The 24,789-nt window shown below is 38.6% G+C and carries 14 protein-coding genes; 7 read left to right on the top strand and 7 right to left on the bottom strand.

Annotation, left to right across the window (positions count from 1 at the left end; all coding sequences use genetic code 11):
* Window positions 1-33: 33 nt before the first annotated feature.
* Window positions 34-2,772 (bottom strand): TonB-dependent receptor, encoded by a 2,739-nt coding sequence (locus C4F49_RS11670; protein ID WP_196936012.1) that lies wholly within the window; start codon window positions 2,770-2,772, stop codon window positions 34-36.
* A 207-nt stretch (window positions 2,773-2,979) separates the two neighbouring features.
* Here C4F49_RS11670 and C4F49_RS11665 point away from each other — a divergent pair, with 207 nt between their 5' ends.
* The 3 genes from C4F49_RS11665 to C4F49_RS11650 are packed head-to-tail and all read left to right on the top strand — an operon-like array spanning window position 2,980 to window position 5,587.
* Complete coding sequence (locus tag C4F49_RS11665; protein ID WP_196936011.1) at window positions 2,980-3,612, top strand: ABC transporter ATP-binding protein; 633 nt, start codon at window positions 2,980-2,982, stop codon at window positions 3,610-3,612.
* A 12-nt stretch (window positions 3,613-3,624) separates the two neighbouring features.
* Entirely contained in the window at window positions 3,625-5,106 is a 1,482-nt protein-coding gene (locus C4F49_RS17965) for an ABC transporter permease (protein WP_231388288.1), read from the top strand.
* A 1-nt stretch (window position 5,107) separates the two neighbouring features.
* Entirely contained in the window at window positions 5,108-5,587 is a 480-nt protein-coding gene (locus tag C4F49_RS11650) for a hypothetical protein (protein WP_196936010.1), read from the top strand.
* A gap of 136 nt (window positions 5,588-5,723) precedes the next feature.
* On the opposite strand, the gene tsaD is transcribed toward C4F49_RS11650, so the two are convergent.
* Window positions 5,724-6,725: a tRNA (adenosine(37)-N6)-threonylcarbamoyltransferase complex transferase subunit TsaD gene (gene tsaD / locus C4F49_RS11645; RefSeq protein WP_196936009.1), complete on the bottom strand. Its 1,002-nt coding sequence runs from the start codon at window positions 6,723-6,725 to the stop codon at window positions 5,724-5,726.
* A gap of 18 nt (window positions 6,726-6,743) precedes the next feature.
* Here tsaD and C4F49_RS11640 point away from each other — a divergent pair, with 18 nt between their 5' ends.
* The gene (locus C4F49_RS11640; RefSeq protein ID WP_472908833.1) at window positions 6,744-11,129 is read left to right on the top strand and encodes a translocation/assembly module TamB domain-containing protein; all 4,386 of its coding nucleotides are present in this window, start codon (window positions 6,744-6,746) and stop codon (window positions 11,127-11,129) included.
* 1 nt (window position 11,130) lies between these two features.
* Here the strand turns inward: C4F49_RS11640 and C4F49_RS11635 are convergent, their stop codons facing one another.
* Entirely contained in the window at window positions 11,131-13,869 is a 2,739-nt protein-coding gene (locus tag C4F49_RS11635; RefSeq protein WP_196936007.1) for a DEAD/DEAH box helicase family protein, read from the bottom strand.
* 1 nt (window position 13,870) lies between these two features.
* Window positions 13,871-14,158, bottom strand: coding sequence for a hypothetical protein (locus tag C4F49_RS11630; RefSeq protein WP_196936006.1), 288 nt, complete (start codon window positions 14,156-14,158; stop codon window positions 13,871-13,873).
* Between the two features lie 557 nt (window positions 14,159-14,715).
* Between C4F49_RS11630 and C4F49_RS11625 the strand changes: the two genes are divergently transcribed.
* Entirely contained in the window at window positions 14,716-18,201 is a 3,486-nt protein-coding gene (locus tag C4F49_RS11625; RefSeq protein ID WP_196936005.1) for a SusC/RagA family TonB-linked outer membrane protein, read from the top strand.
* An 18-nt stretch (window positions 18,202-18,219) separates the two neighbouring features.
* The gene (locus tag C4F49_RS11620) at window positions 18,220-19,599 is read left to right on the top strand and encodes a RagB/SusD family nutrient uptake outer membrane protein (RefSeq protein WP_196936004.1); all 1,380 of its coding nucleotides are present in this window, start codon (window positions 18,220-18,222) and stop codon (window positions 19,597-19,599) included.
* 68 nt (window positions 19,600-19,667) lie between these two features.
* Here C4F49_RS11620 and C4F49_RS11615 read toward each other — a convergent pair whose 3' ends face one another.
* The 3 genes from C4F49_RS11615 to C4F49_RS11605 form a co-directional block, all read right to left on the bottom strand.
* Window positions 19,668-20,489: a 3-keto-disaccharide hydrolase gene (locus C4F49_RS11615; RefSeq protein WP_196936003.1), complete on the bottom strand. Its 822-nt coding sequence runs from the start codon at window positions 20,487-20,489 to the stop codon at window positions 19,668-19,670.
* A gap of 99 nt (window positions 20,490-20,588) precedes the next feature.
* Window positions 20,589-23,078 carry a TonB-dependent receptor gene (locus tag C4F49_RS11610; RefSeq protein WP_196936002.1) on the bottom strand — a complete coding sequence of 830 codons (2,490 nt, stop codon included), beginning with the start codon at window positions 23,076-23,078 and terminating at the stop codon, window positions 20,589-20,591.
* Between the two features lie 80 nt (window positions 23,079-23,158).
* Window positions 23,159-23,440, bottom strand: a complete 282-nt coding sequence (locus C4F49_RS11605) for an ATP-dependent Clp protease adaptor ClpS (protein ID WP_196936001.1) — start codon at window positions 23,438-23,440, stop codon at window positions 23,159-23,161.
* Window positions 23,441-23,518: 78 nt separating this feature from the next.
* Between C4F49_RS11605 and C4F49_RS11600 the strand changes: the two genes are divergently transcribed.
* A complete protein-coding gene (locus C4F49_RS11600; protein WP_196936000.1) occupies window positions 23,519-24,565 on the top strand; it encodes a 3-oxoacyl-ACP synthase III family protein in 1,047 nt (348 codons plus the stop codon).
* Window positions 24,566-24,789: the final 224 nt, after the last annotated feature.

Here is a 24,789-nt window from a genome sequence, read left to right as displayed (position 1 = left end):
TTTTGATGATTGAAATAAAGTCTTCTTCTTGTTTTAAAAATTATAGTTCAAGCCAAGATTAAAAAATGCACCTCTTTTGTAGGTCAACACTGGAAAATCTCCATTTTCGTTTGCTTGAATTCTTTTGAATTCTGGATTTAAAATATTTTTCGCGGTAAAATTGATGCCGAATTTTTTTGTGATTTTGCTTCGTAACACGATGTCTAACATACCCACACCTTTGTCAATCAAATTTCCTTTTCCATACGATCCAAGCGCATAAATCTTATCAGAATAGTAAGAGTATACAGCTGTCGCCATTACGTTTGCACCACTCTCCCAGTTTTTTGAATAACTTAAATCGCCGTTAATCAGTAAATCAGAAGCGCCAGTGAAACTAGAAGTATTATCTGTTAGGTTAATTGTAAAATTCGTTTCTCTCGCTACCTTTTCTGAATCTAATTCTTGATTAGTTCTCATGTAGGCGAAGTTTAAACCTCCAGATAGGACATCATTATCATTATTGAACTTCAATAAGTCCTTCTTTAGTTCAAACTCAACTCCATAGACAGTTCCATGATCACCGATGTTTACATAAGAAATATCATTGGAAGAGGAAGCGACGAAAGTTTCATTAATTGGATCGACAATGTACTTCCCAAACAATGTAACTGAAACCAGTTCAGATGCTTTTGGAAAGAACTCCCATTTTAAATCCAAATTATAGTCTTGCGAAGGGTACAAGTATTGATTACCGTATTTCACAATCAAATCATCATCCTCAAATAAGAAAGGTGCGCGTTCTTTAAATTGTGGTAATGTATATGTTTTACTGGCTCCTAAGCGTAAGTTTTGCTTTTCGTTGACCGCATATTTTAAATTTAAACTAGGTAAAAATTCGTTTCTGCTAAACGTATTCGTCCCACCGTTTCCGTCCAATTGAGTTCTCCAGCTTACCATCTGAGAAAGCTTATCGTAGCGGATTCCCAATACTGAAGTTAATTTTTCTGACAAATTATATTCTAAATTCCCAAAAACGGAGTGTATTTTTTGATCGCCATTGTATGTTTGAGGCGTATTTTGAGAAAATGCAGAAATGTTGAAAAAATCAGATTCGTAATTCGGTTGATTGAAGAAACCGTCTAAGTTATTTGGATCAACAACTGTAGAAAAATTATTTCCGTTAATTGTAAAATTGAATTGGATAGCTTCAAAGTTTCTTTTTTTGAATTTTCCACTATATCCAAGAGTAAATAAGCCTTTTGGTTTATCAACATCCCCAATTTTATATTTCGCTGCTAAATTGACTGCAATTTCATCCTCTATCAAACTTTGATAATAGCGGTGGTTACTTGCGTTTCCGATAACTGTATACCCGTCTACATTTGGGTCATATTTTAAGTTGAACCAAGTCCGATCTGGCATATCGCTTTGAACAACGTCAAAGGAAGCTCCCCAATTCAAATCAATTCGATCATTAATTTTGTGATTTCCTAATAACTGATTAACGAACAACTTATTCTGGACATACGTTCCACGCTGAAGTAAGCCATTGTAGTCATCCGCTTGATCACGTTTCTTTCCTTCAAAGACATTCCTAGCTTGATAAGAACTATTGACAAACATAAAATTGTAAGCAATCGTCTGATTAGGCTTTAATGTATAATTTGCGTTGAACAAACCTGTTGTATTCGTTTTGTAAGTAGATCGTCTATAGGTCAAATCGTTAACATTATCTCCCTGCGCATCAATCTCCTTATTTATCCCTTCTTGGTATTCATACCCGCTAGAAAAATTACCTGTCGCAAAAAGATTTAATCGGCTGTCATCGTTAAATGTATAGGATTTGCCCACTTGCAGACCTAAGTTTCCCGCTAAAGGAGAAACTTTTTTAGGATTTAAACTGTTCTGAAAATCATATGAGGTCAATGCATTTGCAGGAACTTGATAGGGAGAAAACCCAAATAAATTATGCCCTTGATTTAAGTAAAAGTTATCAAACTGGTTGATTGAGTTCGTATTTATACTCGTCCCAATTTGAACAGAAAATAATCCGTCTCCGCTGTAATTCTTTGAATAAATATCCACATTACCCCCAGCGAAATCTCCTGCCATCGACGCATTATAGACTTTATCTACGGAAATATATTCGACGATATCTGTAGAAAATAAGTCTAAATCAATGTTTTTCTTTTCAGGATCGTTTGAAGGAATCGGCAATCCATTTAACGCAGTAGAATTGTATCGGTCGCCCAATCCTCTTACAAATACTTGGCTGCTTCCGTCTTCTTTTGAAATTCCAGACATTTTGGTTACCGCGGTAGCAACATCGCCCACGCCTTTTCTCGATAATTCCTGTGCTCCGATTTTCTCTACGGTTAATGTCGCTAATCGGCGTTCTTCCAATAAAGCTAATTCGCTAGCTTGCACTCTGCGTCTTGTAACAACTACTTCATCGATTGTCGAATTTTCGTTGATTAATAGGATGCTTACTTGCTTTGTTCCGCCTCCGGTAGTTTTGACTAAAGTAGATTCTGCTTTATAGCCAACATATGATGCAACGATTCCGAATTCTTCTCCAACTTCTTGGATTTTTAAGTCAAATTCTCCATTGGTATCAGTCGTCGTTGCGAGAGCCGAATTGGCTAATTTGATTGTTGCTCCAGCAATAGGTTGATAGGTATCTATATCTAAAACTTTTCCTTTTATAATAACACTTTGTGAAAAAACTAAATTGATGCTCGCGGTAAATAACACGAGACAAAGAATAAATGATTTGTAAAATTGAATCATACTATGTTAAATGTATGTTGCAAAATTATGAGGGTAGTATTAGGTGAATGTTACCAAAGGATTATCAATGCATTAGTATAGTGTTACCGAATTGTTAACAGATGGCCTGATGTATTTTTTTTGTTAAAAAAAATTTATCCATATGTATACATTAGTTTAAGAGAATAATATGTTTTATTTTGCAACTTTATTAGAAACAACTCCGAAATGGACGTATTATCCACACACGAACTAGTATTCCAATATCCAAACAGCACACCTATGCGATTTCAGAATCTTCACATGGAGCAATTGCAGCATACGCTGTTGCTTGGAGATTCAGGAAAAGGAAAAACAACCTTATTAAATTTATTAGCCGGATTCTCTAAACCGAGTTCCGGAACTGTTTTCTTGAATGGACAAGATTTGTACAAGTTGAGTGGTAGTGCACTTGATAGCTACCGTGCAAAACATATTGGCTTTATTTTTCAAGAAGCTCATTTGCTTCGTAATTTCACTATTCTGGAAAATATCAAATTGGCGCAAAGTTTAGCAAATAACAAAGTTGATGTGCCAGCCATTCATGAATTATTAGCGATGCTGGAAATGGACGAGAAAGCCAACAGTTATCCAAACGAAATCAGCCGTGGCCAATTACAGCGCGCTGCGATTGCTAGAGCGATTATCAACAAACCTGCTTTATTGATTGCAGACGAACCGACAGCCGCATTGGATGACAGCAACACCCAGCGGGTATTGGATTTGTTATTTGCTATTGCAAATTCATACCAATCGACCTTGCTCATTGCAACGCATGATAAACGAATCAAAGATCATTTCTCTCATACCTATCAATTGTAAAATCAGCAAAAAATGAACAGTTTACAATTAGTCTGGAAAAACTTATCCCAACAAAAAGGAAATACCTTTTTAAGCATACTGCTTACTGCTTTCGGAATCGCGATTTTGACGGTGCTGTATGTGAGCAGTGATTCCATCGAAAAGCAATTGGATAATAACAGCAAGGATATTGATTTAGTCATCGGTGCAAAAGGAAGCCCGTTGCAATTGATTCTGTCTTCTTTATATCATGTAGACAATCCAACTGGGAATATCCCTTTAACAGAAGCCCTAGAGATTGCAAATAACCCTTTGATCGAATTGGCTGTTCCTATTTCCTTGGGAGATAATTATAAGGGACACCGCATTATCGGAACAGATAGCAGTTATTTAGAATTGTATGGTTTAACGATTCGTGAAGGAAAAATTTGGAACAAAAGCTTCCAAGCGATCGTTGGTAGCGAAACTGCTAGCAAACATCAGCTAAAAATCGGCGATGAAATTCACGGCGCTCATGGATTATCTGCCGAAGGACATGTTCACGATGATCACCCTTTTGTGGTTGTTGGCATTTTAGAGAAATCTAATTCAATCGTAGACAACTTAATCCTCTGCAATCTGGAAAGTGTTTGGGATGTACATGGGATTCATCATGAAGAACATGATCATGAAGAACATGCTGACCACGCACACGACCATGAACACGACCATGGTTCTCAGCAGACTGATGAACATCATGGACATAACCATTCGGACAGCGTCCATAATCATGAAACTGAATCTCATGATCACGATGAGCATACTGATCATGACCACAGTCATGAGAGCGCAACTAAAGACACGCTTGCAACAACAAACGAAAATCATGAAGGTCATGCTCATGAGGAAGAAGTTGTTTCGAGAGAAGAAGCCATAGCTGGCAGAAATGATGTTTTTATCAAATCGATCGGTCAAGACATGGTAAAAGATCAAGGCTTAGAAATCACCGCTCTTTTGGTGCGTTATCGTTCTCCTGCAGCGATCAGCGTCATTCCAAAATTGGTCAATCAGACTACAAATATGCAGGCCGCTTCTCCTGCAATTGAAACAACTCGCTTGTTCTCATTGATTGGTGTCGGAATTGATTCATTAGAGATCTTAGCCTACGTAATCATGTTTATCGCTGGCTTAAGTATTTTCATCAGTCTATACAACGCGCTAAAACAACGCAAATATGATTTGGCAATTATGCGTTCGATGGGCGCAAGCAAAAATAAACTTTTCACACTTGTTATTGTCGAAGGATTAGTGATTACGTTGATCGGCGGTATTTTGGGTTTACTTCTAGGGCATTTGGCTTTGTATTTTATTACGCAACAAACCAGCCAAAGCGCTGATTTTATTGAAGTATTCAATATCCTGCCAAAAGAGTGGATATTGATCCTTTTTGCTATCTTAGTGGGACTTATTGCATCCGTAATTCCAGCGTTTAAAGCATACAACACGAACATTTCAACTATATTAAATGATAAATAAAATGAAATATATAATCTTATTTTTATTTTTTGGCTGCACAACAATCGGCGTAAGCAAGGCGCAAATCGGTCAATACCCGGAAATGAATGTTCCCGATCACACACCGATGATGAACAGCACTTGGGAAGCAATTGATAAATTGATGTATAAAGTGACTACGCAAGGAAATAAAAAGATTTATACGCCGACTTTTCCAGCGCCTTTGAAAGCGTTAGAAAACAAAACTGTAGAACTTCCTGGATACATTGTTCCGCTGAATAGCGGAAGAAACCATAGCACATTTATGTTATCCGTATTGCCTGTAATGCAATGTCAATTTTGTGGTACAAATGGAATCCCGCCAATGGTGGAGATCTTTATGAAAAAAGGGACAATTAAGTTCACCGAAGAACCCATCAAACTGAAAGGCAAAATGAAATTCAATACCGAGCCTTTAAAAGGGAATGCGGAGATTCAGATTATTGATGCGGAAATAATTTAGGGTTTTCAAAGTAAAAATTCAAAATTCAAAAGTAAAAAGCCTTTCTGAGTTTATACGATGGCTAGTATGCGTGATTGCAGACTAGCCATTTTTTATTGAAAGCTATTTTCCCCTTCGGGGCTTAGGGAGACCGTAACTACACATGCATTCTTGCAAGAGGTGTAATGTCTTGACCCACAAAATCGTTGACAAGGTATTTCTGATAACCGGCAATGGCAATCATCGCTGCATTATCCGTACAATATTCAAATTTTGGGATAAATACATTCCAGCCCTGTCTTTCTCCCAATGCTTGCAAACCGCTGCGTAATCCTGAATTCGCAGAAACGCCACCGGCGATAGCTAAGTTTGAAACGCCTGTTTGCTGAGCGGCCTTTTTTAATTTATTCAAGAGAATCGTCACAATCCGTTGTTGTACAGATGCGCAAACATCGTTCAGGTTTTCTTCCAAGAAATCAGGGTTTTTCCTTACTTCGTCTTGAATTAAATACAAAATCGCTGTTTTCAGTCCTGAAAAACTAAAATTTAAATCAGCAATCTGTGGTTCGGGAAGCTTAAATTTATTTGGGTCTCCCAACTGAGCATATTTATCAATCAATGGCCCTCCGGGGTATGGAAGATTCAAAATCTTCGCGGTTTTATCGAAGGCCTCCCCTGCTGCATCATCCAAAGTCTCTCCCAAAAGCTCCATTTCAAAATAATCCTTAACCAACACGATTTGCGTATGTCCACCAGAAACTGTCAAACATAGAAAAGGAAAAGCGGGTTTAGGGTCATCGATAAAGTGCGCCAAAATATGTGCCTGCATGTGATTGACCTCGATTAATGGAATATTTCTAGCCAAAGCAAATGATTTCGCAAACGATGTTCCGACCAATAATGCACCAAGAAGTCCCGGTCCGCGCGTAAAAGCCACCGCATCTATCGCATTTTTGTGTATTTTTGCTGCTTGAATGGCTTGATCAACCGTAGGAATTATATTCTGCTGATGTGCACGCGAGGCTAATTCAGGTACGACACCACCATATTTTGCATGTACAGCTTGACCTGCAATAATATTCGACTTAATCTCTCCATCTATGCATATAGAAGCAGAAGTTTCGTCACAGGAGGATTCGATACCAAGAATAATTGCCATTTCAGAATTTAAAAAGTTATAAACAAAAGTATCAAAAAAATACTAAAAATAGCGTCCATTACATTGCTTAGCATCCTTTTGCTAATCGCAATTGCGTTATTTTCTCTTCAATTTGCCTCCGTACAGACGTTTTTAGCCAAAAAAGTTTCCGCCTATTTAAGCCAGCAGTTAGACGCAGATATCAGCCTGGAGAATGTATATTTCAAACCATTCACTTCTCTGGAACTAAACAAGTTCTCCATAAAAGATAAACATGGAAATCGCATTCTTTACACAGAAAATGTAGAAGCTAACTTGGTATTTACTCAGTTTTTCAACAATAAAATCAGCGTAGAAGAACTCAAGCTGACGGATGCATTCATTGATTATCAACTCTATAAAGACAGTTCAAATTTTAAATTTTTAATCGATTATTTCACGTCAAGCGAAAAGGAAGAAAAACCCGAAAAGAAAAAACTGGAAATCAATCTAGACCGCATCGAATTCAAAAACAACCATTTTAAATTTGTCAATCATCAATCTGAGTATAAAACTCGTGGCATCAATTTCTCGGACATCGAATTGACCGAATTTTCTGGAGTTCTGGATGATATCAAGATGGATAGCTCAGGGGTTAATTTTTCTGCGGAAAAATTGCATTTTAAAGAAAAATCAGGATTTCATTTAAAGGAACTTACGGCTCAATCTTCCATTTCTAATCGAGAAATTGAATTGGACGCCATGCTGTTGCAAACGAATTATTCTAAGCTAAGTCGCTATGTGCGCATGCAATACCATAGTTTTAAAGATTTCGAAGATTTCATTGACAAAGTCAAAATGAATTCTACATTAGAAAATTCTACCGTAGATTCTCGAGACATCGAATTTTTTGCGCCAGACATGAAACTTGTTCGTTTTAGGACGGATGTAATTTCCGCCAATTTATCTGGAACTGTTTCCAATATTCTGGCAAGAGACGTTTCATTGAGCATGTTAAAATCAACAAAAATTTTAGCAGATTTCACGATCAAAGGCTTACCCGATATTAACAAAACGCAGTTTGACGTTTCTATCGGTTCCTTACAATCGACGATTGAAGAAATAGAAAAAATCGTTCCTGAGTTAGGGAATTTAAAATCATTCAAATTGCCTGAGCAGATCCAAAAATTTGGACAGGTGAATTATGTAGGAACATTCAAGGGTCTGTACTCCAATTTTGTGTTGGATGGATTTCTCGAATCGGATCTTGGAGATATTCGCTTAAGTTCAAATTTGGAAATAGGCGAGCAACTAAAGTACAAAGGGACGGTTTCGTCTGAATCATTCGATGCCGGAAAACTAATTAATCTTTCCGACCTTTCGACCACGGGTTTGGCAATAAATTTCGACGGAACAGATTTAGATCTTGAAAAAATGAACCTCACGGCTGATGCTTTATTGACGCAAACCAATTTCAAGAATTACAGCTACGACAGCATACAATTTAATGGCAGTCTGATCGAGCAACAGCTTGAATTAAATGGTTCGATTCAGGACCAAAATTTGAACGTAACCTATGCGACTGATATTGACTGGTCAGCTCCGGAAGCTCGTTACAACCTAGATGCGGACTTAAATTTCGCTAATCTGCATGCCTTAAATTTATTTCAAAAAGACAGCATCATTCTGAAAAACACCAGTTTCAAAACAGACATCACAGGGTCCAATTTGAACGATTTACAGGGTAATTTTTCAGCTAAAAATATTCATCTGCAATCGTCACGAGGAGAATTTGATATCGATTTCGTGGACCTGAAAGCCGAAGGAAATGAGAATAGCCGTTTGTTGAGTTTAAATTCGGACGTTGCCACGATTGAAATTTTAGGAAACATTGATTTGAATACCATCAGACCTTATTTTGAATCGCTGGCGATGCGTTACGCACCTGCAATCGGCCTTGAACTGAAGCCTTACAATCAGCAAAATTTCAATTTAAATCTTTCCATAAAATCGTTTAAACCGATTTCTGCGTTTTTTGATCCATCATTGAGTTTAGAAGATGGTGCTACCCTAAAGGCAAATTTTTCGACGCAATCGTACAAAGCGCAATTTTCTGCTTTCAGTCCTTCTGTAACTTACAAAGGTATTTCCGTCAAAAATCTAAGCATCGATGAAAATGCAGATGATACGGCCTTATCGATAGCTGTGTTGGCGGATCAAATCAAATATACCGACAGCACCTACATCAACAACATCGAGATTTCCACTATTTTGGCAAATGACAGCCTACAATTTGCAATTCAGCTTTCTGAAGACAGCCTTTCCAATCAGTTGAAATTAAATGGCGATATTCATTTTGCGCACAACAAGCCTGCATACATTCATTTCAAGGAATCGTCCATCAAAATCAACCATGAATTCTGGCAACTCAATGAAGATTCCGAATTGCGTGTTTCCAAAGGAAAATTTTATTTAAATAATTTAGTGTTGAGCCATTTAGATCAGCAAGTCAAAATTAATGGTGTGCTGTCGAATGATGACGACCAGCTCAGCATTGATTTTAACCGATTTGGATTATCTGCACTGAATGGCTTGACCAATCCATTGGGCATCCATCTGCAAGGCGAAATGAATGGTAATCTAACCATCAATTCAGTCTTCAAAAACCCGTTTTTCTCGTCCAACCTTCAAACATCAACGATTATTTATAACCAAATTCCGGTAGGCAAATTAAATCTAGTAGCGGATTTTGAACCGCAGACGAATATTGCGACGCTAAAACTGGACTTGTTAGACGACTTGCAACGAGGGTTGAATGTTTCGGGAACGTATAACTTAAACGCTAAGCAAGATGCCATTAATTTAAAAGCTAAATTAAAAGAGATTGATTTGGTCTTGTTTCAGCCATTTTTAAAAGCTTTAGTTTCAGAAATCCAAGGAAAGGCAAATGCAGATCTAACCATTCGCGGAAATTACAATAATCCGAGATTTAGCGGTTCTGCTTCCATTCCAAATGCTTCATTCATCATAAATTATTTGAGGACTCGATACAGCATTGAGAATCAAAATACCTTGCTGGACAACAATTCGATTTTGTTGACCAATTTAAAAATCAGAGACATCAACAGAAGCGAAGCGCAAGCCAATGGAATTGTGAATCTCCAGAAATTATCCGACCCCTACATTGACGTCAACTTACAGGCAAACAATTTCCAGATTATGAATACAAGTTTTAAAGACAATAACTTATATTACGGAACCGCGTTTGCGACTGGTCAATTTGCTTTTGTAGGGCCGACTTCAGCTATTAATATTGACATCGATGCTAAATCGAATGAACATACGGTGCTGAATATTCCTTTCAATTCTGCGATGACCATTGCCGACAATGATTTTATTTATTTCATCAATCCAAATGAAAGCCGGCGTAAACTGAACGAAAAGAAATTTGCATTTCGAGGATTAACGATGAATATGGATTTGGAACTGACGCCTGAAGCAGAAGTCAATCTAGCTACTAATCTCGGGTCTTTGAAAGGGAATGGAACTGGTGAAATATCACTAAAGATTTCCAGCTTGGGAGATTTTGAAATGTTTGGGGATTACAGCATCAATTCAGGAAAATTCCATTTCACAGCGCAAGATTTTATCAATAAATATTTCGACATCAAACAAGGAGGTACCATCCGCTGGGCAGGAAATCCAAGCGAAGCTGTTATCAACATGATTGCCATGTATCAGCAACGAACCTCCATTTCACCGCTGTACAATGCTGCTGGTAGAACTGGAAATGACCAACGTGTTTTGGCGCAAGCCGACATGATTATCAAAGGAACGATATCGCAGCCCGATGTAACGTTTGGATTGAATTTCCCTCAAGACCCCTACATTGTTGATGAGTTGCAAGGTTTTTTGAGCGATGCAAACAATGTCAATCAACAGGCTTTGAGCTTGATTTTGAGACGAAGCTTCACACCTAGCTCAACGAGCGAAATTGGACGTGAAGTCAACAACACGCTTTTATCTGCAGGAACCGAAATCGCATTTAACCAATTGAATTCCATTATTTCACAGTCGCTGAATATGAATTTCTTCGACTTGAATATTCGCTCATTGAACGATGCCTCGGCCTCCTTTCGTTTCTTTAACGACCGACTGATCTTCACCGGAGGAATCACTGACCGAAGCAATTTGCAGTTGAACGATTTAAGCATTTTTTCCGATCGTGTAGCGACCGACGCTGAACTGACTTACAATATCCGCCGGGATGGAAGTTTGCGTTTTAGGGCATATAATCGATTAAATACGCGGAATTTTTTAAATCCTTATGATGATTACATAAGTGCAGTTGGTTTGGTGTATCGTCAGGAATTTAATACATTTGGCGAATTTTGGCGCAAACTCTGGTTGTGGAATAGCAAAGAAAAGGAAAATAAAACAAACTAATTTATCGCCAAATATTGACGTGCTGAATCGCCATTTCCTCAGAAAATTGAGCGGATAAACTTTTCACTTTAGCCTTTAAAACCAATTTGACGCCTTCATCAGACTTGCCGTAAATCAGGTAACAATCTCCAACCATATCATTCCAGTTTTTAGCGAATTCTTCTGCCAACGCTTTTTTGCGTCCAAGCAGTTCTGGAACGGCATGAAAATCATATTGCTTGACAAGAGAAAATAAAGAGCTCTTTCGGATGATGATGTATCGAGGATTATCTATGGGATCGATAATCTCTTGAATCAGTTGGATGAACAGGTTTTTCTCGTAGGTTGTTCCTCCTTCCAAATGGCAATAGACCGATCCTTCATTGTTAGCATAGGTCAATACGTTTAATTGGCTTTTTGGAGTTGCAAAAATATTCACTTTGCAAACCGTTGCCAATAATGCATTCGCAATTTCAAAAATATCCTTCGTCAAATCACGGTAGGAAATGTACAATCGAATGGCTTTGAAAGAACGCCATCCAAAAAAGGACATGCCGACGATAAATAAACCCATGTAAATTGCTGAATGCTGATTCGGACTTACAAACCGCAAGGCATTGCTGACTACCTGTGCGGAAGATTCTAGAAAAAACAGAATGCTTGATAGCAAAGTCACCAGCGTATACTCCACACTTTTTCTCAGTTGGGCAGATTTTTTTAGTTCATATTTCCCTTTTTCAAAATAGGGAACCTTCAATTCTTCGACCAATTGTATTCCGTTAGGGATAGCAGCGTTCCACTTATCAATAAGCAAATCACGTTGCGAAGCAGTTTCAAGTGTTTGTTGGTTCTGAAATAAAATTTCTTCGTGAGTCAAATTTTCTAACGGCAAATTAAGTCTCGAAAGTCCATTCTCTATATTTCCAGGATGTCGCTCTGAAATCCCAACATAGCTTTTAAACCTTCGCTGCAACAAGCTCACATCATCACCGCCCATTGCATCGGTTCCATCAAAAGAAGCCAGGTGCCAAATCGAGCTCGTCTTTTTTGAATTACTGATCAATGAACGAATTGCTCTGCCTCGCATTTGGTTGGAAGAGACGTAAGACCCGACAAAACTAGCCAGAATCAAACTGTTTATAGCAGGTGCATCCCAGCCCTCTCCTAGCAGTGATTTTGTTCCAATCAGTACTTCGATCAATCCTTCTTGAAATAAATCAGTAATTGCATGAACTAACCCATGCGATAAATGTTCGCTCTGCGAAACCAGCACATAACCGGAATCGTAAAGAAGGGACTGAACAGAGGTGTTTTCGTTCGTATTCGTTGGAAATCTAGCTAAAAATAGTTGATACGCATCCAAAGGAATTATCACGATAGAGCCTGTCAATACAGCTAGTTTAATGGAACTTCCATGTGCTCTCCTCAATTTTTCAAAAATGGGGAGAACGCCCATTTTATTTATTTCCAAATCATTTTCAGAAGATTTGACTAGAAATTCCTTTCGAACATAATCACTTAGAATAACCATCCGCAAGTCTGAACCCAATTGTTTGTTTTCAAATGCAACAAGTTGCTGGATGGACTCTAATTTCCCCAAACTAAAGCCCAATACTTTTGAGATCGAGGAGGAAAAATCAAAGCTTACTTTTTTCTTATCCAAAACTCCAGCGTGCTGTAGCTTATTGCGGTATTCCTCATGCTTATCGGGATATTTATCCTGAAAATAGCAGTTAGGATCGAACAAATAGAATAGCAAAACTTGTTCAAACAGCTCAATCGATAATGCCGGGAAATCATCCTCAGACTTTTGAGCTTTAGCGCCTACAAAAGCAACATGTTTAACTTCTATTTCAAATCCATTCTCCTTTAGAAAAACCAAACTGGCTAAGTAGACCGACAGGTTGTTGCTGATCCACACGAGCTGATCTTGTGGATCTACCCAAAGCGGGTGCGAGCAAAAAGCTTCAACTAAATGCGGATCATTCTTTAGCACGTTAAAAAGCCGCGTACCCTTTTCTCTCCATTTTTTTATCGAAACAGCCTCTTCGTCTGTAGGTTCGGAAAAATAAACAAAATCCTGATGCGCGCACAAATCACCTTCCAAGATAAGTTCTGGGACGGTAATTTCTGCATCGATCGTGCCATTGAGTTCCATGTAGCGAAACCATTCTTTTTCACTGACATCATATGGCGGCGTGGCCGTCAACCCAACTACATGAGGTTTTAATGTATTTTTAAGATGAATCAATGTCTTCCACCATTCGTTTTTCAAATGATGTGCTTCGTCCGCAATGAATGTTTCAACGCCTTGGTCTTTGAGCTTTTTGGCAATGTTATCCAGATTTAAAAAATTAGATTTCGATCTAATTTTTACATCAGTTTCATCATCGTAAGCAACTTCAAGTTTATGCCGCTGGCTGTTGCAGGCTGCATGAAGGCCTTGGTAAGTAACAATCGTTAGCAATTTTGGATTTCGAATATCCGTGGAAATCCATTCTGGCGGATGATCCGTTTGCAGAAAAAGCTGACATAACCTCTGTATCCATTGATCCCGAATTGCTAAGGTAGGTGATAGAATAAGCGTAGGCTTATTGATGCGAAGCATAACTTCCAAACCAAGCACCGTTTTGCCGGAACCCGGAGGCGCTATAACGTGTAAATGCTCATCGCTTAGGTGTGTAGACAACTCATCTAGCACACGCTTTTGGTAGCTGCGCCAAGGATAAATGAATTTGGCTTCTGCCGGAAATTGCTTCAACTTATTTTATAAACTTGTTGACCAAACTCTCCCATTCTTCACTCAGATCCGATGTACAAACCGGTTCTTGGGCTTGCCCATACCAATAACGTGCATTGAACAAATCTCCCTCAACGCGATGAAGGTAGGCATGTACATGAGCGGCATCTTTTCCTCCCAATGAATCCACCAAGTCATGTGCGGTACGCCAATCGTTATTCGCGTCAAACCACAAGGATTGAAGCAGGATGGATAGTTCTGGTTTGGGAGCGCTGTCCCCCAGCGTATTTTTAAAGTCTTGTAAAGTCACTGCGTTTTTATTTGATAGCGTAAAAAGTAGGAAAATTTATTTAGAAATCATACCGTTGCTGTCTTTTCTTTCTGCAAGAGCTGAATCTATTTTAGGAATAAAATATACTTATTTTCAAAAAAAATCAAACACTATTTCATCGAAAAACCTAACATTCTTTGAAATTGCAAATAAATAATCTGGAATTTACTTAACGAAACCATAAAAACTTGCAGGCAAATGCATTTCTTCAAAAATTGGCTTAAAATATCCTTAGGCTGATAAAAAAGACAAAATCGGCTTCTCCAAAAGTTATTGAATCAAATAAAAAAAATATTTTTTAAAGCAACTTGCAGAAAATAAGTTGATTGTATTAATAATATTACAAAGTTTTTAAACGTTTAAAACATATTGGTAAACTATATGTTAAATAGGTAGCTCCTTAGCTAAAACTATTTACGAAGAACGACATGGCATATTTAAATCACTTCCAAAAGATACAGTATTTTTTTTACTTCGATTAGAAGACGAATACAAATCCAATGATAATTTAATTAATAAAATCTCAAAAAATAAGGATGAAAAAAATCAATTTCTTACTCACTTTTATTGCGCTGTTCTCCCTCTGTGTCTCTACTTACACATATGCCGCATCTAAAAGTTCAGCTCTTCTTTCGAAGACGATGACACACTCCGTTCACAACACACTTAAACCAACTTTTGCTACAAAAAATATTTACCAAGACACCATTAAAGTCGTTGGTCATGTTTTGGATACAACAAAAGTTGCATTGCAGAATGTAACCGTTCAGATCAAAGGAAGTACGGAAACACTTAAAACGGATTCTTCAGGTTATTACGCAATAGCCGGCCTTTCTGATCAGACGATCGTGTTTTCTTTGGAAGGCTACGAAACTCGCGAATTTCCATTTGCTGGACTTTCAACATTTAATCTGACCTTATTCAAAGTCGGCGAAGCACCGAAAGTCGAAGTTGCTCAAGTAGATTCTACCAATGCGGCGACAACTACGGATTCCACGCAAGTGGCTACAGTTGGAACAGATTCAACGCGAGTCGTGACTGGTCAAATAGACACAGCGAATGCTGGAAGCATTACGGGTTTGGTGGTTGATGATACGGGCCCGATTCCTGGGGTTACGGTGACTGTTCAAGGAACCAACCAAGTTATCAGTACGGATGAGCAAGGTAAATTTGCTATCAAAGCATCCCCATCAGCAGTTTTGGTTTTCAGCTCTGTTGGCTATAGCAATGTTGAAGAATCGGTCGGCGAACGAAAAAGCATTAACGTAACGATGGTTCAGGCGACAAACACAATTTCTTCAGTGGATGTTGTGGCTGTCGGATATGGAACAATGAGCCGGGCGACTTTAGCTAGTTCGGTATCGAGCATCGGCTCGGACGAAATAGAAAATGAAGTTCTTCCAAGTATTACGCAAGCGATTCAAGGAAAAGCAGGTGGTGTTCAGGTAACTCAAAAATCTGGATCACCAGGTGGTGGATTGAATATTCGGGTGCGCGGTACGACATCAATCAATGCAAGTTCGGATCCATTGTATGTTGTGGATGGAATTCCAGTGAATAGCACGACAAATTTCACGGGTGGTTCTAATTTTAATTTCGGTGGAGGAACACAAGGAATTAACGTTTTGGCTTCGATCAATCCAGCAGATGTCCAGTCAGTCGAAATCTTAAAAGATGCAGCCTCTTCTTCTATTTATGGATCGAGAGCAGCGAATGGAGTTGTCTTGATTGCCACTCGAAAAGGACAAGCTGGAACAAGCTCGTTCAATTTCAACATGTATGAAGGTTTTTCTCAAGTTCCCAAAGAGCGTTATTATGATATGATGAATACGGAACAATACCAAAGTTACATGCAAGATTATTACAAGTATTGGTCAGAAAGCAATCCTGCAGGCGTTGTTCCTGAACAAATTTTCTCCAATCCGAATGTGAATACGGATTGGCAAGATGCTATTTTCAGAACCGCGCCGACGCGCAGCTACGAATTGTCAGCAAGTGGCGGAAGTGAAAAAACGCAATATTATACATCCATCGGTTATATGCAACAAGGCGGTGTCTTGCTAAATTCGAACTTCAACCGGATTAGCGCACGCATCAACTTGGATCACCAACACAGTGAAAAACTTAAATTTAATACCTCAATCAATTTAACACGAGCAGTAAATGATCGCGTGCAGGAAGAAAACTCCAAAGAAGGCCCTACAAAAGGAGGGATTTTTATGGCGCCAAATATTCCTGTGTACGATGCTTCAGGAAATTATTCTTATGACATGGTCAGTTTGACAAAGGAAAATCCTGTGGCTATGTTGGAACTTCCAACAAACAATGCGGAAACATTCAGAGCGTTGGCAAATGTGAGTGCAGAATATAAATTCATTCCGACACTAGCATTGAAAACAAGCTTTGGAGCGGATGTGAGCTTTATCGATGAAACATTTTTTATGCCTCCAAATGGCATCCGTTCGTTTGCAAGTTCGGGCGGTATTGGTTTGCGACGCAATACACGCGACCAATTATGGATCAATGAAACAACATTAACCTATGACAATACATTCGGCGACCACTACTTTAACGCATTAGGAGGCGTTTCTGTTCAAGGATCACGTTTGGAATTTGTAGATGCTGCTCGATCTAACTTTTCATCCAATGATATTGAGTACATTTCTGCAGGTGGTGTCATTACGGGAGCAAATTCATTTCCTGAAGAATGGGCAATTGCCTCCGCATTTGCTCGAATCAATTACAACTATAAAAGCAAATACATATTAACAGCGAATTATCGGACTGATGGTTCATCTCGCTTTGGTGAAAATAACCGTTGGGCATCATTCCCATCTTTTGCGGCGGCATGGAGAGTTTCGGAAGAAGATTTTCTGACAGATAATTCTATTATTTCGGACTTAAAAATCCGTGCAAGTTGGGGTATCACCGGAAATCAAAGTATTGGTAACTATGCGAGAAGCACACTGTATTCAAGTGGTCAAAATTACATTGGACAACCAGGCTTTATTCCAGCGACTTTAGGAAATAAAGATTTGAAATGGGAAACAACGAATCAGTCTAATATCGGATTGGATTTGGGTTTGTTCAACAACAGAATCTCCATTTTAGCCGATTACTATTACAAGAAAACATCTGATTTATTGTTAGCAGTTCCTATCGAAACTTCAACGGGTTTTGTGAATCAATTTACCAATTCTGGAGATATTGAAAATAAAGGTTTTGAATTTGAATTGACCACAAGAAATTTTGTTGGCGAATTCAAATGGTCAACATCCTTGAACATGACTTTCAACCGCAACAAGGTATTGGCTCTGCCAAATAACCAACGCATACTTGGCGGTGTAGGCGAATTGAACATTGCAGAAGTTGGATTGCCTTTAGGAACATTCTACGGGTGGAAAATGATCGGCGTGAATCCTCAAACTGGATTGATCGATTTTGAAGATGCGAATGGAAACCCGACTGCACCTACCGATCAGGCTGATCGTCAAGTTATCGGTGACCCGAATCCAGATTTCTTCGGTGGAATTACCAATACGTTTGAATACAAAAATGTCGATTTGAGCATTATGGGACAATTCACTTATGGAAATGATGTTTTCAATTACAACCTTGCTACAGGATTAGAAGGCTACAGCCCGTCCAACAACGGTTTAGTGGATTGGGTGGATAGATGGCGTCAACCAGGAGACATTACTAGCATGCCTAGACCAACTCCAGGAAGTTTTGACAATGGCGCAATTTCAGATCGATTCGTACAAGATGGATCATTCTTCCGCCTTCGTAACATTACCTTAGGATACACGTTCCCAGAAGCATTCACTCAAAATATTAAAGTAAGCAAGCTAAGAGTGTATGCAACGGTACAAAATGCGTTTGTATTCACCAAATATAAAGGATATGACCCAGAAGTAAGTTCGAGTCATGGAGGAGCTAATACAGGTTTAATTTACGGATATGATTACGGAAGTTATCCGCAGCCACGAATTTTCACAGCTGGAGTCAATCTTTCTTTCTAACCTAAAAATTGAAATAAAATGAACAAAAAACTAAATATATTTTTCGCATCATTGCTGCTCTTCACTTGTTTTTCTTGTGAGAAATTTTTAGATCGCGATCCATTAAGTCAGGTTGGAGCAGATGATTTTTTTAATTCTGAGACCAATGCTACGGCGGCAGTGAACGGTATGTACAGAACGTTATTAAGTTCGTTTACCTATGGGCAGACAATGGTCATTATTCCTGAATTTTCTGCCGGTCACGTTTCGCATACCGGAAGTTTCCCAGAGTATGAATTATTCGCAACTGATTCGCTAGTAGCTGCCAATGCATGGACTACCAATTCGTGGCAAGGAATCTATGCGACCATCAATTCGGCGAACAACATTATCAAACATGTTCCAGAGATGGATGCAAGCTTGATTTCCGAGCAAAAAGGAAACGAATTTGTTGGTGAAGCCAAATTCGTACGCGCGCTGAGTTATTTTTACTTGGTCCGTGCTTTCGGAAATGTTCCATTAAAATTAGAGCCTACTGAAGAAACAGAAAACCCTGTTGTCGATCAAGCAGCTCCTGCTGTTATCTATGATCAAATCATCAAAGATTTAACGGAAGCCGAAGAAACTTTGCCCGCTAGCTATGCAGATGTTCCTACGACAAAAGGTCGCGCACACGTAAATACCGCTAAGGCTTTGCTGGCGAAAGTACATCTTTATCATGCATCGATTACCAATGATTATAGTAAAGCTTTGGAATATTCTGAAGAAATTTTAGCCCTTACAGATTATTCTTTAGTTGGTGATTATGGGTCAATATGGTCAGCAGAAAACACAACAGAATCTATTTTTGAATTACAATTTGATAATCAAGCAACAAATCCATTAGCGGCAGTGAGTAATGCCAATGCGAGTTTATTGTTCTATGTAAAACCAGAAAACAGAATCAATACATTGTATGCAGATGAAGATAAGAGAAAAGATGCGACACTGGTTCAGGCTACGGTCAATTCGACAGATAGAATCATTATGGGCAAATTTCCAAACTTCAATCCAGCAATCCAAAACTTGCCTTTGATCCGTCTTTCTGAAATCTACTTAATCCATGCAGAAGCTGCAGCTCGTGTAAGCAACAGCGTATCCACTGAAGCTTACAATTCATTGAAAGCTGTTCAAGAACGTGCGGGATTAACGCCTGATGCAATTGGTTCGTTTACGAGCGTGAATGATTTTGTAAAGAAAGTTCAATTGGAAAAAGAGCTTGAACTTTTGTTTGAAGGAGAGACATGGTTTGATTTCTGCCGGACAGGATTGGCTTTAGAAGTGTTGCCTTGGGTGAGCAATGAAAATCAATTTCTATACCCAATTCCTCCATCTCAGATTGCTATCAATCCAAGCTTAGAGCAGAATCCAGGTTACTAATTAATCACAATAAAAAGCCCCAAATTCTTAATTGAATTTGGGGCTTTTGCTTTTGCTGGAATTGAGAATTACAATACCTTTACAGTAACGTTTCTTAACCAGATATCATCACCGTGATCTTGGAAACCAATCACACCAGATTTAGACTTACCACCTACGTTGTTCAATAACTCATAAGCTAAAGGCCATTTTTCTTTGCTAAATTTACTTGCGTCCAATAGTTGAGTCCATTCTGGAGTCCACAACGTGTATTCAACAACTTTCTCATCATTTTGATAATGTGTAACTTTTCCTTTGTTTACAACAATTTTCGCACGGTTCCACTCTCCTGCCGGAAATGCATTTTGAGGCTTCGCAGGAATCATATCGTATAAAGATCCAGATTTTCTGTTTCCATCAACACCTTGTTTTGCGTCAGGATGTCTTTCGTTATCTAACAACTGATACTCAGGACTAGAAACGTAGATTGCCTGGTCTTTCACTTCTTTCGCTAAAAAGAAAACACCTGAATTTCCAACTTCTGAAATCTTCCATTCGAATTCTAACTCAAAATTTTTGAAATCGTGAGCAAAAATCAAATCACCACCTTCTGCATTTTGTACGCCAGCAGGTTTTTTAGAGAATTTCAATGTACCATTGTCAATCGCCCATTTGCTAGGAATATGATCTTTGTTGTATCCACGCCATCCTTCTAAAGAAGTTCCATCAAAAATGACATAAGCTCCTACAGCATTTTTTCTAAAAGATTTCAAATTAACTTTCGGTAAATCCAAAAGCTCATAAGCGGGTACAGAAGCATCTGCTGAAGCGTTTTTAGGTGATTGCGTGCTGCAAGCTACTGTGCTTAGCACAGCAAATCCAACTATAGCACCTATAAATTGTTTTTTCATGTTAACTGTTTATTAAGGTTGTTTAAGTTTCTATTTAGTGAAATTAGCAATTTTAAAATTGAATATCAAAAATTAATCATTTATTCGAACCGCGACAATTTAGAATTGCTCGCCGCCCATATCTTCAGGCATCGCATTATTCTCTTTGCGATTTTTTGATAAATCTTGAATACCAAATCGGTAAGAAAATGAAAGCGTGAACATGCGAGGCATCCAGCGGTTTTCAGAAATTGTATAGCGAGTTGGCAGATTGCTCTCAAATTTGAACATACGTGTATTGAATACATCGCGTACATTAAACATAATGCTTCCTTTACCTTTCAATACATCTTGGCGCAATGCGATATCCAAGCCGCTCATTGCATACATTTTGCCTTGCAATGAATTTTGCGGTGCGCGGTAATCTCCTCTAACTTGAGCAGAAGTAGTTTTTGTAAATTTGATATTGGTACTTAAGTTACCGTTCCAGCTAAAGTTTTCCGCACTGTTCGTAGGAAACTGATCGTATGGTTGCGTGTTGTTGTAAAATAAATTTGCATTGGCAGTAACATCCCACCACTTAAATAAATTCACTTTAGAGATTAACTCAAAACCCATCGCATCTTGCTTTCCTACATTCTCCCATTTCATATAGGTTTCGTTTCCTACTGGTGTTCCGATGATGTCTTCAATTAAATCAATATCGTATTGAAAAGGCTGAACCATATCAAAAACCTTGCGGTAGTAAGCAGAGCTAATGAAATTCCATTTCTCGTAGAATTTAGCAAAACTCAACTCAAAGGAATGAATATCTTCAGGCAATAAATTTGGATTACCTTGACGGTAATTCGTTTCGTCGGATAAATCTAAAAATGGATTAACCTGCCATCCTCTCGGTCTTTGCACACGGCGGGAATAACTCAATTGAATTTTATCCGTTTTTTCGCCAACTCTGTAGGTCAAAAATGCAGTTGGATAAATTCGGAAATAGTCTTGTTCTGCTCTAATTTCTGCTGTTCCAGGTGCTGCGTCTGGATTCTTGCTATAGTAGATAGAATTTAAGTAAGCCTGTTCAGCCCTCAATCCAATTTGCATACCGATTCGATCGCTTAATTGTCTTTGGTAATTCGCATACACCGCATGTACGCTGCTTTTTAAATCAAAATCATTGCTCACGCGGTAATCAGGATTGAAAACTCCTGTGATGGTATCTTGAAGTAAAGAAAACTGAGTATCTTCGGTATTGCGGATAATGGAGCGATAACCAGTTTCGAACTTGTGATTCTCTCCTAATGGCAACACATAATCCAATTGCAGATTCCAATTTTTACCATTTTCTGTGGTGGTATTGTTTCGGTTTAAATCTTTGCGGGTGCTCGCGTAAGTTTGTGAGAACTCATTGGTTCCATCTTCAGTATCCGACCCAAAAGTTACGTTTGCTGTTAATTCCTCACCTTCTTTTTTTAATTCTCTTTTAAAATCAAAAGTAATGTCATATCCTAAATCGTCTTCATATTGCTGAGAAGTTCTCGATGAATTGCTTCCGAATTCAGGAATATTGAAATAGTCAAAATCTATATCGGAAAGGCGATCGTTTTTACGGATACTAATATTTGACCCTAAACTCAAGGTCGTTTTTTCAGTTGCATAAAAATCTGCACCAAATCTAAACGTATGGCTATGGTTTAATCGTGTATTCTCCGAATTGCTTATTGTACGCTGACTATCGTCAGAAATTTGTCCATCGATTAGGACAACATTATCATTTCGGCTGCTGCCGACATTATTTCTACGGTTAAAATTATATCCTCCGAAATAATTGAATTTATTGTCGCGGTAGTTTAGATTTACGCCGGCCATGTAGTTATTGTAAGTCGCTGCAGAAGCAGTCACAGAACCATTTAGTCCGATTCTTGCATCTTTCTTAAGTACAATATTAATAATTCCGGATTGTCCTTCAGCATCGTATTTTGAAGAAGGATTTGTGATTACCTCTACTTTAGAAATTGAATTGGCAGGCATGGATTGCAGAAAACTATTGATGTCCGATCCAGCCATTGCTGATTCTTTTCCATCAATCAAAATACGCACATTGCTCGAACCTCTCAAGGATACAGAACCATCAGAATCCACTTGGATCGTAGGCACATTCGCCAAAACATCGGAAGCTGTTCCTCCAACGCTGACCAAACTTTGGCTTACATCAAAAACTTTCTTATCAATATCCAGTTGCATATCAGGCATTCTCCCTTCAACTACAACTTCAGAAATCGTCTGACTGGCTTCTGTTAATTCCAGAGTTCCCAAGTTGACATTATTTCCCGCAGTAATCACTAGATTTTCTTTCAGGTAATTTTCTAATCCAGTATAGGAAATTCTCAAGGTATAAGTCGAAGCGTCTACTTCGTCAAATACGAACTCGCCTTTCTCATTTGTTTGTTGTCCACGAATGTACGCTTGCGTGTTTTGCGTCAACAACGCCACGGTAGCCCCCGCAATAGGTTGTTTGGATGAATCAACAACGACCAACCCACGGATTTGAGCCTTTTGAGCTAATGCAAAAAATGGAAGAAGGAATAGGAATAAGCTAAGAAAATTTCTGTTTAGCATGTGAAAATATAAATGATTACATGCAAAAGTGAATAAATTAAAGCTTATATGATGTATCGTAACTGCATTATTACCTTAAATTATTCGACAGAAACTGTTAGGCCTTCGGTTTTTAAGATTTTTCGATAGATTTCCATTTCGGTGTAAGAGCCTTCTAAAATCGCACATTTCCCTTCGTTGTGAACACGCCAGGCGATGCGTTCTGCTTCGGATTCAGAATATTGCAAATAATGCATCATGCAATAAATCACATGGTCAAACGTATTGATGTCATCATTCCACAAAATCAACCTGTTGGATTCTTTTACTGAAGCCAATATTTCCTCTAACGTGAAGGTTTCTTGTTCCGTCTCTACACTCATTAGACAAAAATAGTTTATTTTTCAAAAAAAGCGTAATATTGCTTTAAATACAATATTTTTTAATCAAAACTAAAAATTATGTTTCAATCTAAAATTGCGGGTTTAGGATATTATGTTCCAAAAAATGTCTACACGAACAATGACTTAACCCGTTTTATGGAAACAAGTGACGAATGGATTCAAGAGCGTACCGGAATTAAAGAAAGACGTTATGCCGACCGTATAGGCGAAACTACGACCACCATGGCCGTAGAGGCTGCCAAAATTGCTATTGAGCGTGCAAATACTACTGCTGAAGAAATAGACTTTGTTGTGTTCGCGACTTTGTCCCCAGATTATTATTTTCCGGGCTGTGGCGTATTGTTACAAAGAGAGATGGGTATGAAGGAGATCGGTGCGTTGGATATCCGAAATCAATGTTCTGGATTTGTTTACGCATTATCGGTTGCCGATCAGTTTATCAAAACAGGCATGTATAAGAATATTTTGGTTGTAGGTTCGGAAAAACACTCTTTTGCGCTGGATTTTTCTACACGTGGAAGAGCAGTGTCGGTCATTTTCGGTGATGGCGCTGGAGCTATTGTCTTACAGCCAACCACTGAAGCTGGAAAAGGCATCTTAAGCACACATTTGCATTCAGATGGTGCTGATGCAGAAAAATTAGCGATGTATTATCCCGGAGCGTCTGGAGGAATATGGACCGAAAATCCACCGACATGGCCTAATCAGGAGTTAGGTGGCATGTTAATGACTCCCGAAATGCTAGAAGACGGAACTGCATTTCCAGTAATGGATGGACAAGCTGTATTTAAAAAAGCGGTTGTCAAATTTCCTGAAGTGATCGGTGAAGCTTTATCAAAAAATGACTTAAAAACCGAAGATATCGATATGTTAATTCCACACCAGGCTAACCTACGAATCTCGCAGTTTATCCAAAAAACATTGGGCCTGTCGGATGACAAGGTATTTAATAACATTCAAAAATACGGAAATACGACGGCTGCTTCTGTTCCGATTGCTTTATGCGAAGCTTGGGAACAAGGCAAAATCAAAGACGGCGACTTAGTCTGTCTGGCTGCATTTGGTGCGGGATTTACTTGGGGATCGGCATTGATTCGATGGTAGCGGTAGGGATTAAGGAATAAAGAGTAAGGAATAAGGTACTACGCTATTCAGGATGTTCCGAAAGGGCATCCTGAATTAATGATAAAAGCGGATTTGTAATCCGCTATAGTCTAGCCATTGGGGATACAATTCTCAATCATTCAAACGTTGACATCTTATTTCGGAAGATATCTAGCAACAAGAATTTATGCTATTCAGGATGTTCCGAAGGGGTATCCTGAATT

Origin of the sequence: Sphingobacterium hungaricum (genome assembly GCF_015210005.1) — a bacterium.
Taxonomy (GTDB): Bacteria; Bacteroidota; Bacteroidia; order Sphingobacteriales; family Sphingobacteriaceae; genus Sphingobacterium; species Sphingobacterium hungaricum.
This window is presented reverse-complemented; position numbering and strand designations above follow the sequence as displayed.

What these genes read in the sequence shown, in the direction of transcription:
- C4F49_RS11670 (WP_196936012.1), bottom strand. Translation starts at nt 2,772, where the DNA reads ATGATTCAATTTTACAAATCATTTATTCTTTGTCTCGTGTTATTTACC.
- C4F49_RS11620 (WP_196936004.1), top strand. Translation starts at nt 18,220, where the DNA reads ATGAACAAAAAACTAAATATATTTTTCGCATCATTGCTGCTCTTCACT.
- C4F49_RS11625 (WP_196936005.1), top strand. Translation starts at nt 14,716, where the DNA reads ATGAAAAAAATCAATTTCTTACTCACTTTTATTGCGCTGTTCTCCCTC.
- C4F49_RS11605 (WP_196936001.1), bottom strand. Translation starts at nt 23,440, where the DNA reads ATGAGTGTAGAGACGGAACAAGAAACCTTCACGTTAGAGGAAATATTG.
- C4F49_RS11615 (WP_196936003.1), bottom strand. Translation starts at nt 20,489, where the DNA reads ATGAAAAAACAATTTATAGGTGCTATAGTTGGATTTGCTGTGCTAAGC.
- C4F49_RS11650 (WP_196936010.1), top strand. Translation starts at nt 5,108, where the DNA reads ATGAAATATATAATCTTATTTTTATTTTTTGGCTGCACAACAATCGGC.
- C4F49_RS11665 (WP_196936011.1), top strand. Translation starts at nt 2,980, where the DNA reads ATGGACGTATTATCCACACACGAACTAGTATTCCAATATCCAAACAGC.
- C4F49_RS11600 (WP_196936000.1), top strand. Translation starts at nt 23,519, where the DNA reads ATGTTTCAATCTAAAATTGCGGGTTTAGGATATTATGTTCCAAAAAAT.
- C4F49_RS11610 (WP_196936002.1), bottom strand. Translation starts at nt 23,078, where the DNA reads ATGCTAAACAGAAATTTTCTTAGCTTATTCCTATTCCTTCTTCCATTT.
- tsaD (WP_196936009.1), bottom strand. Translation starts at nt 6,725, where the DNA reads ATGGCAATTATTCTTGGTATCGAATCCTCCTGTGACGAAACTTCTGCT.
- C4F49_RS17965 (WP_231388288.1), top strand. Translation starts at nt 3,625, where the DNA reads ATGAACAGTTTACAATTAGTCTGGAAAAACTTATCCCAACAAAAAGGA.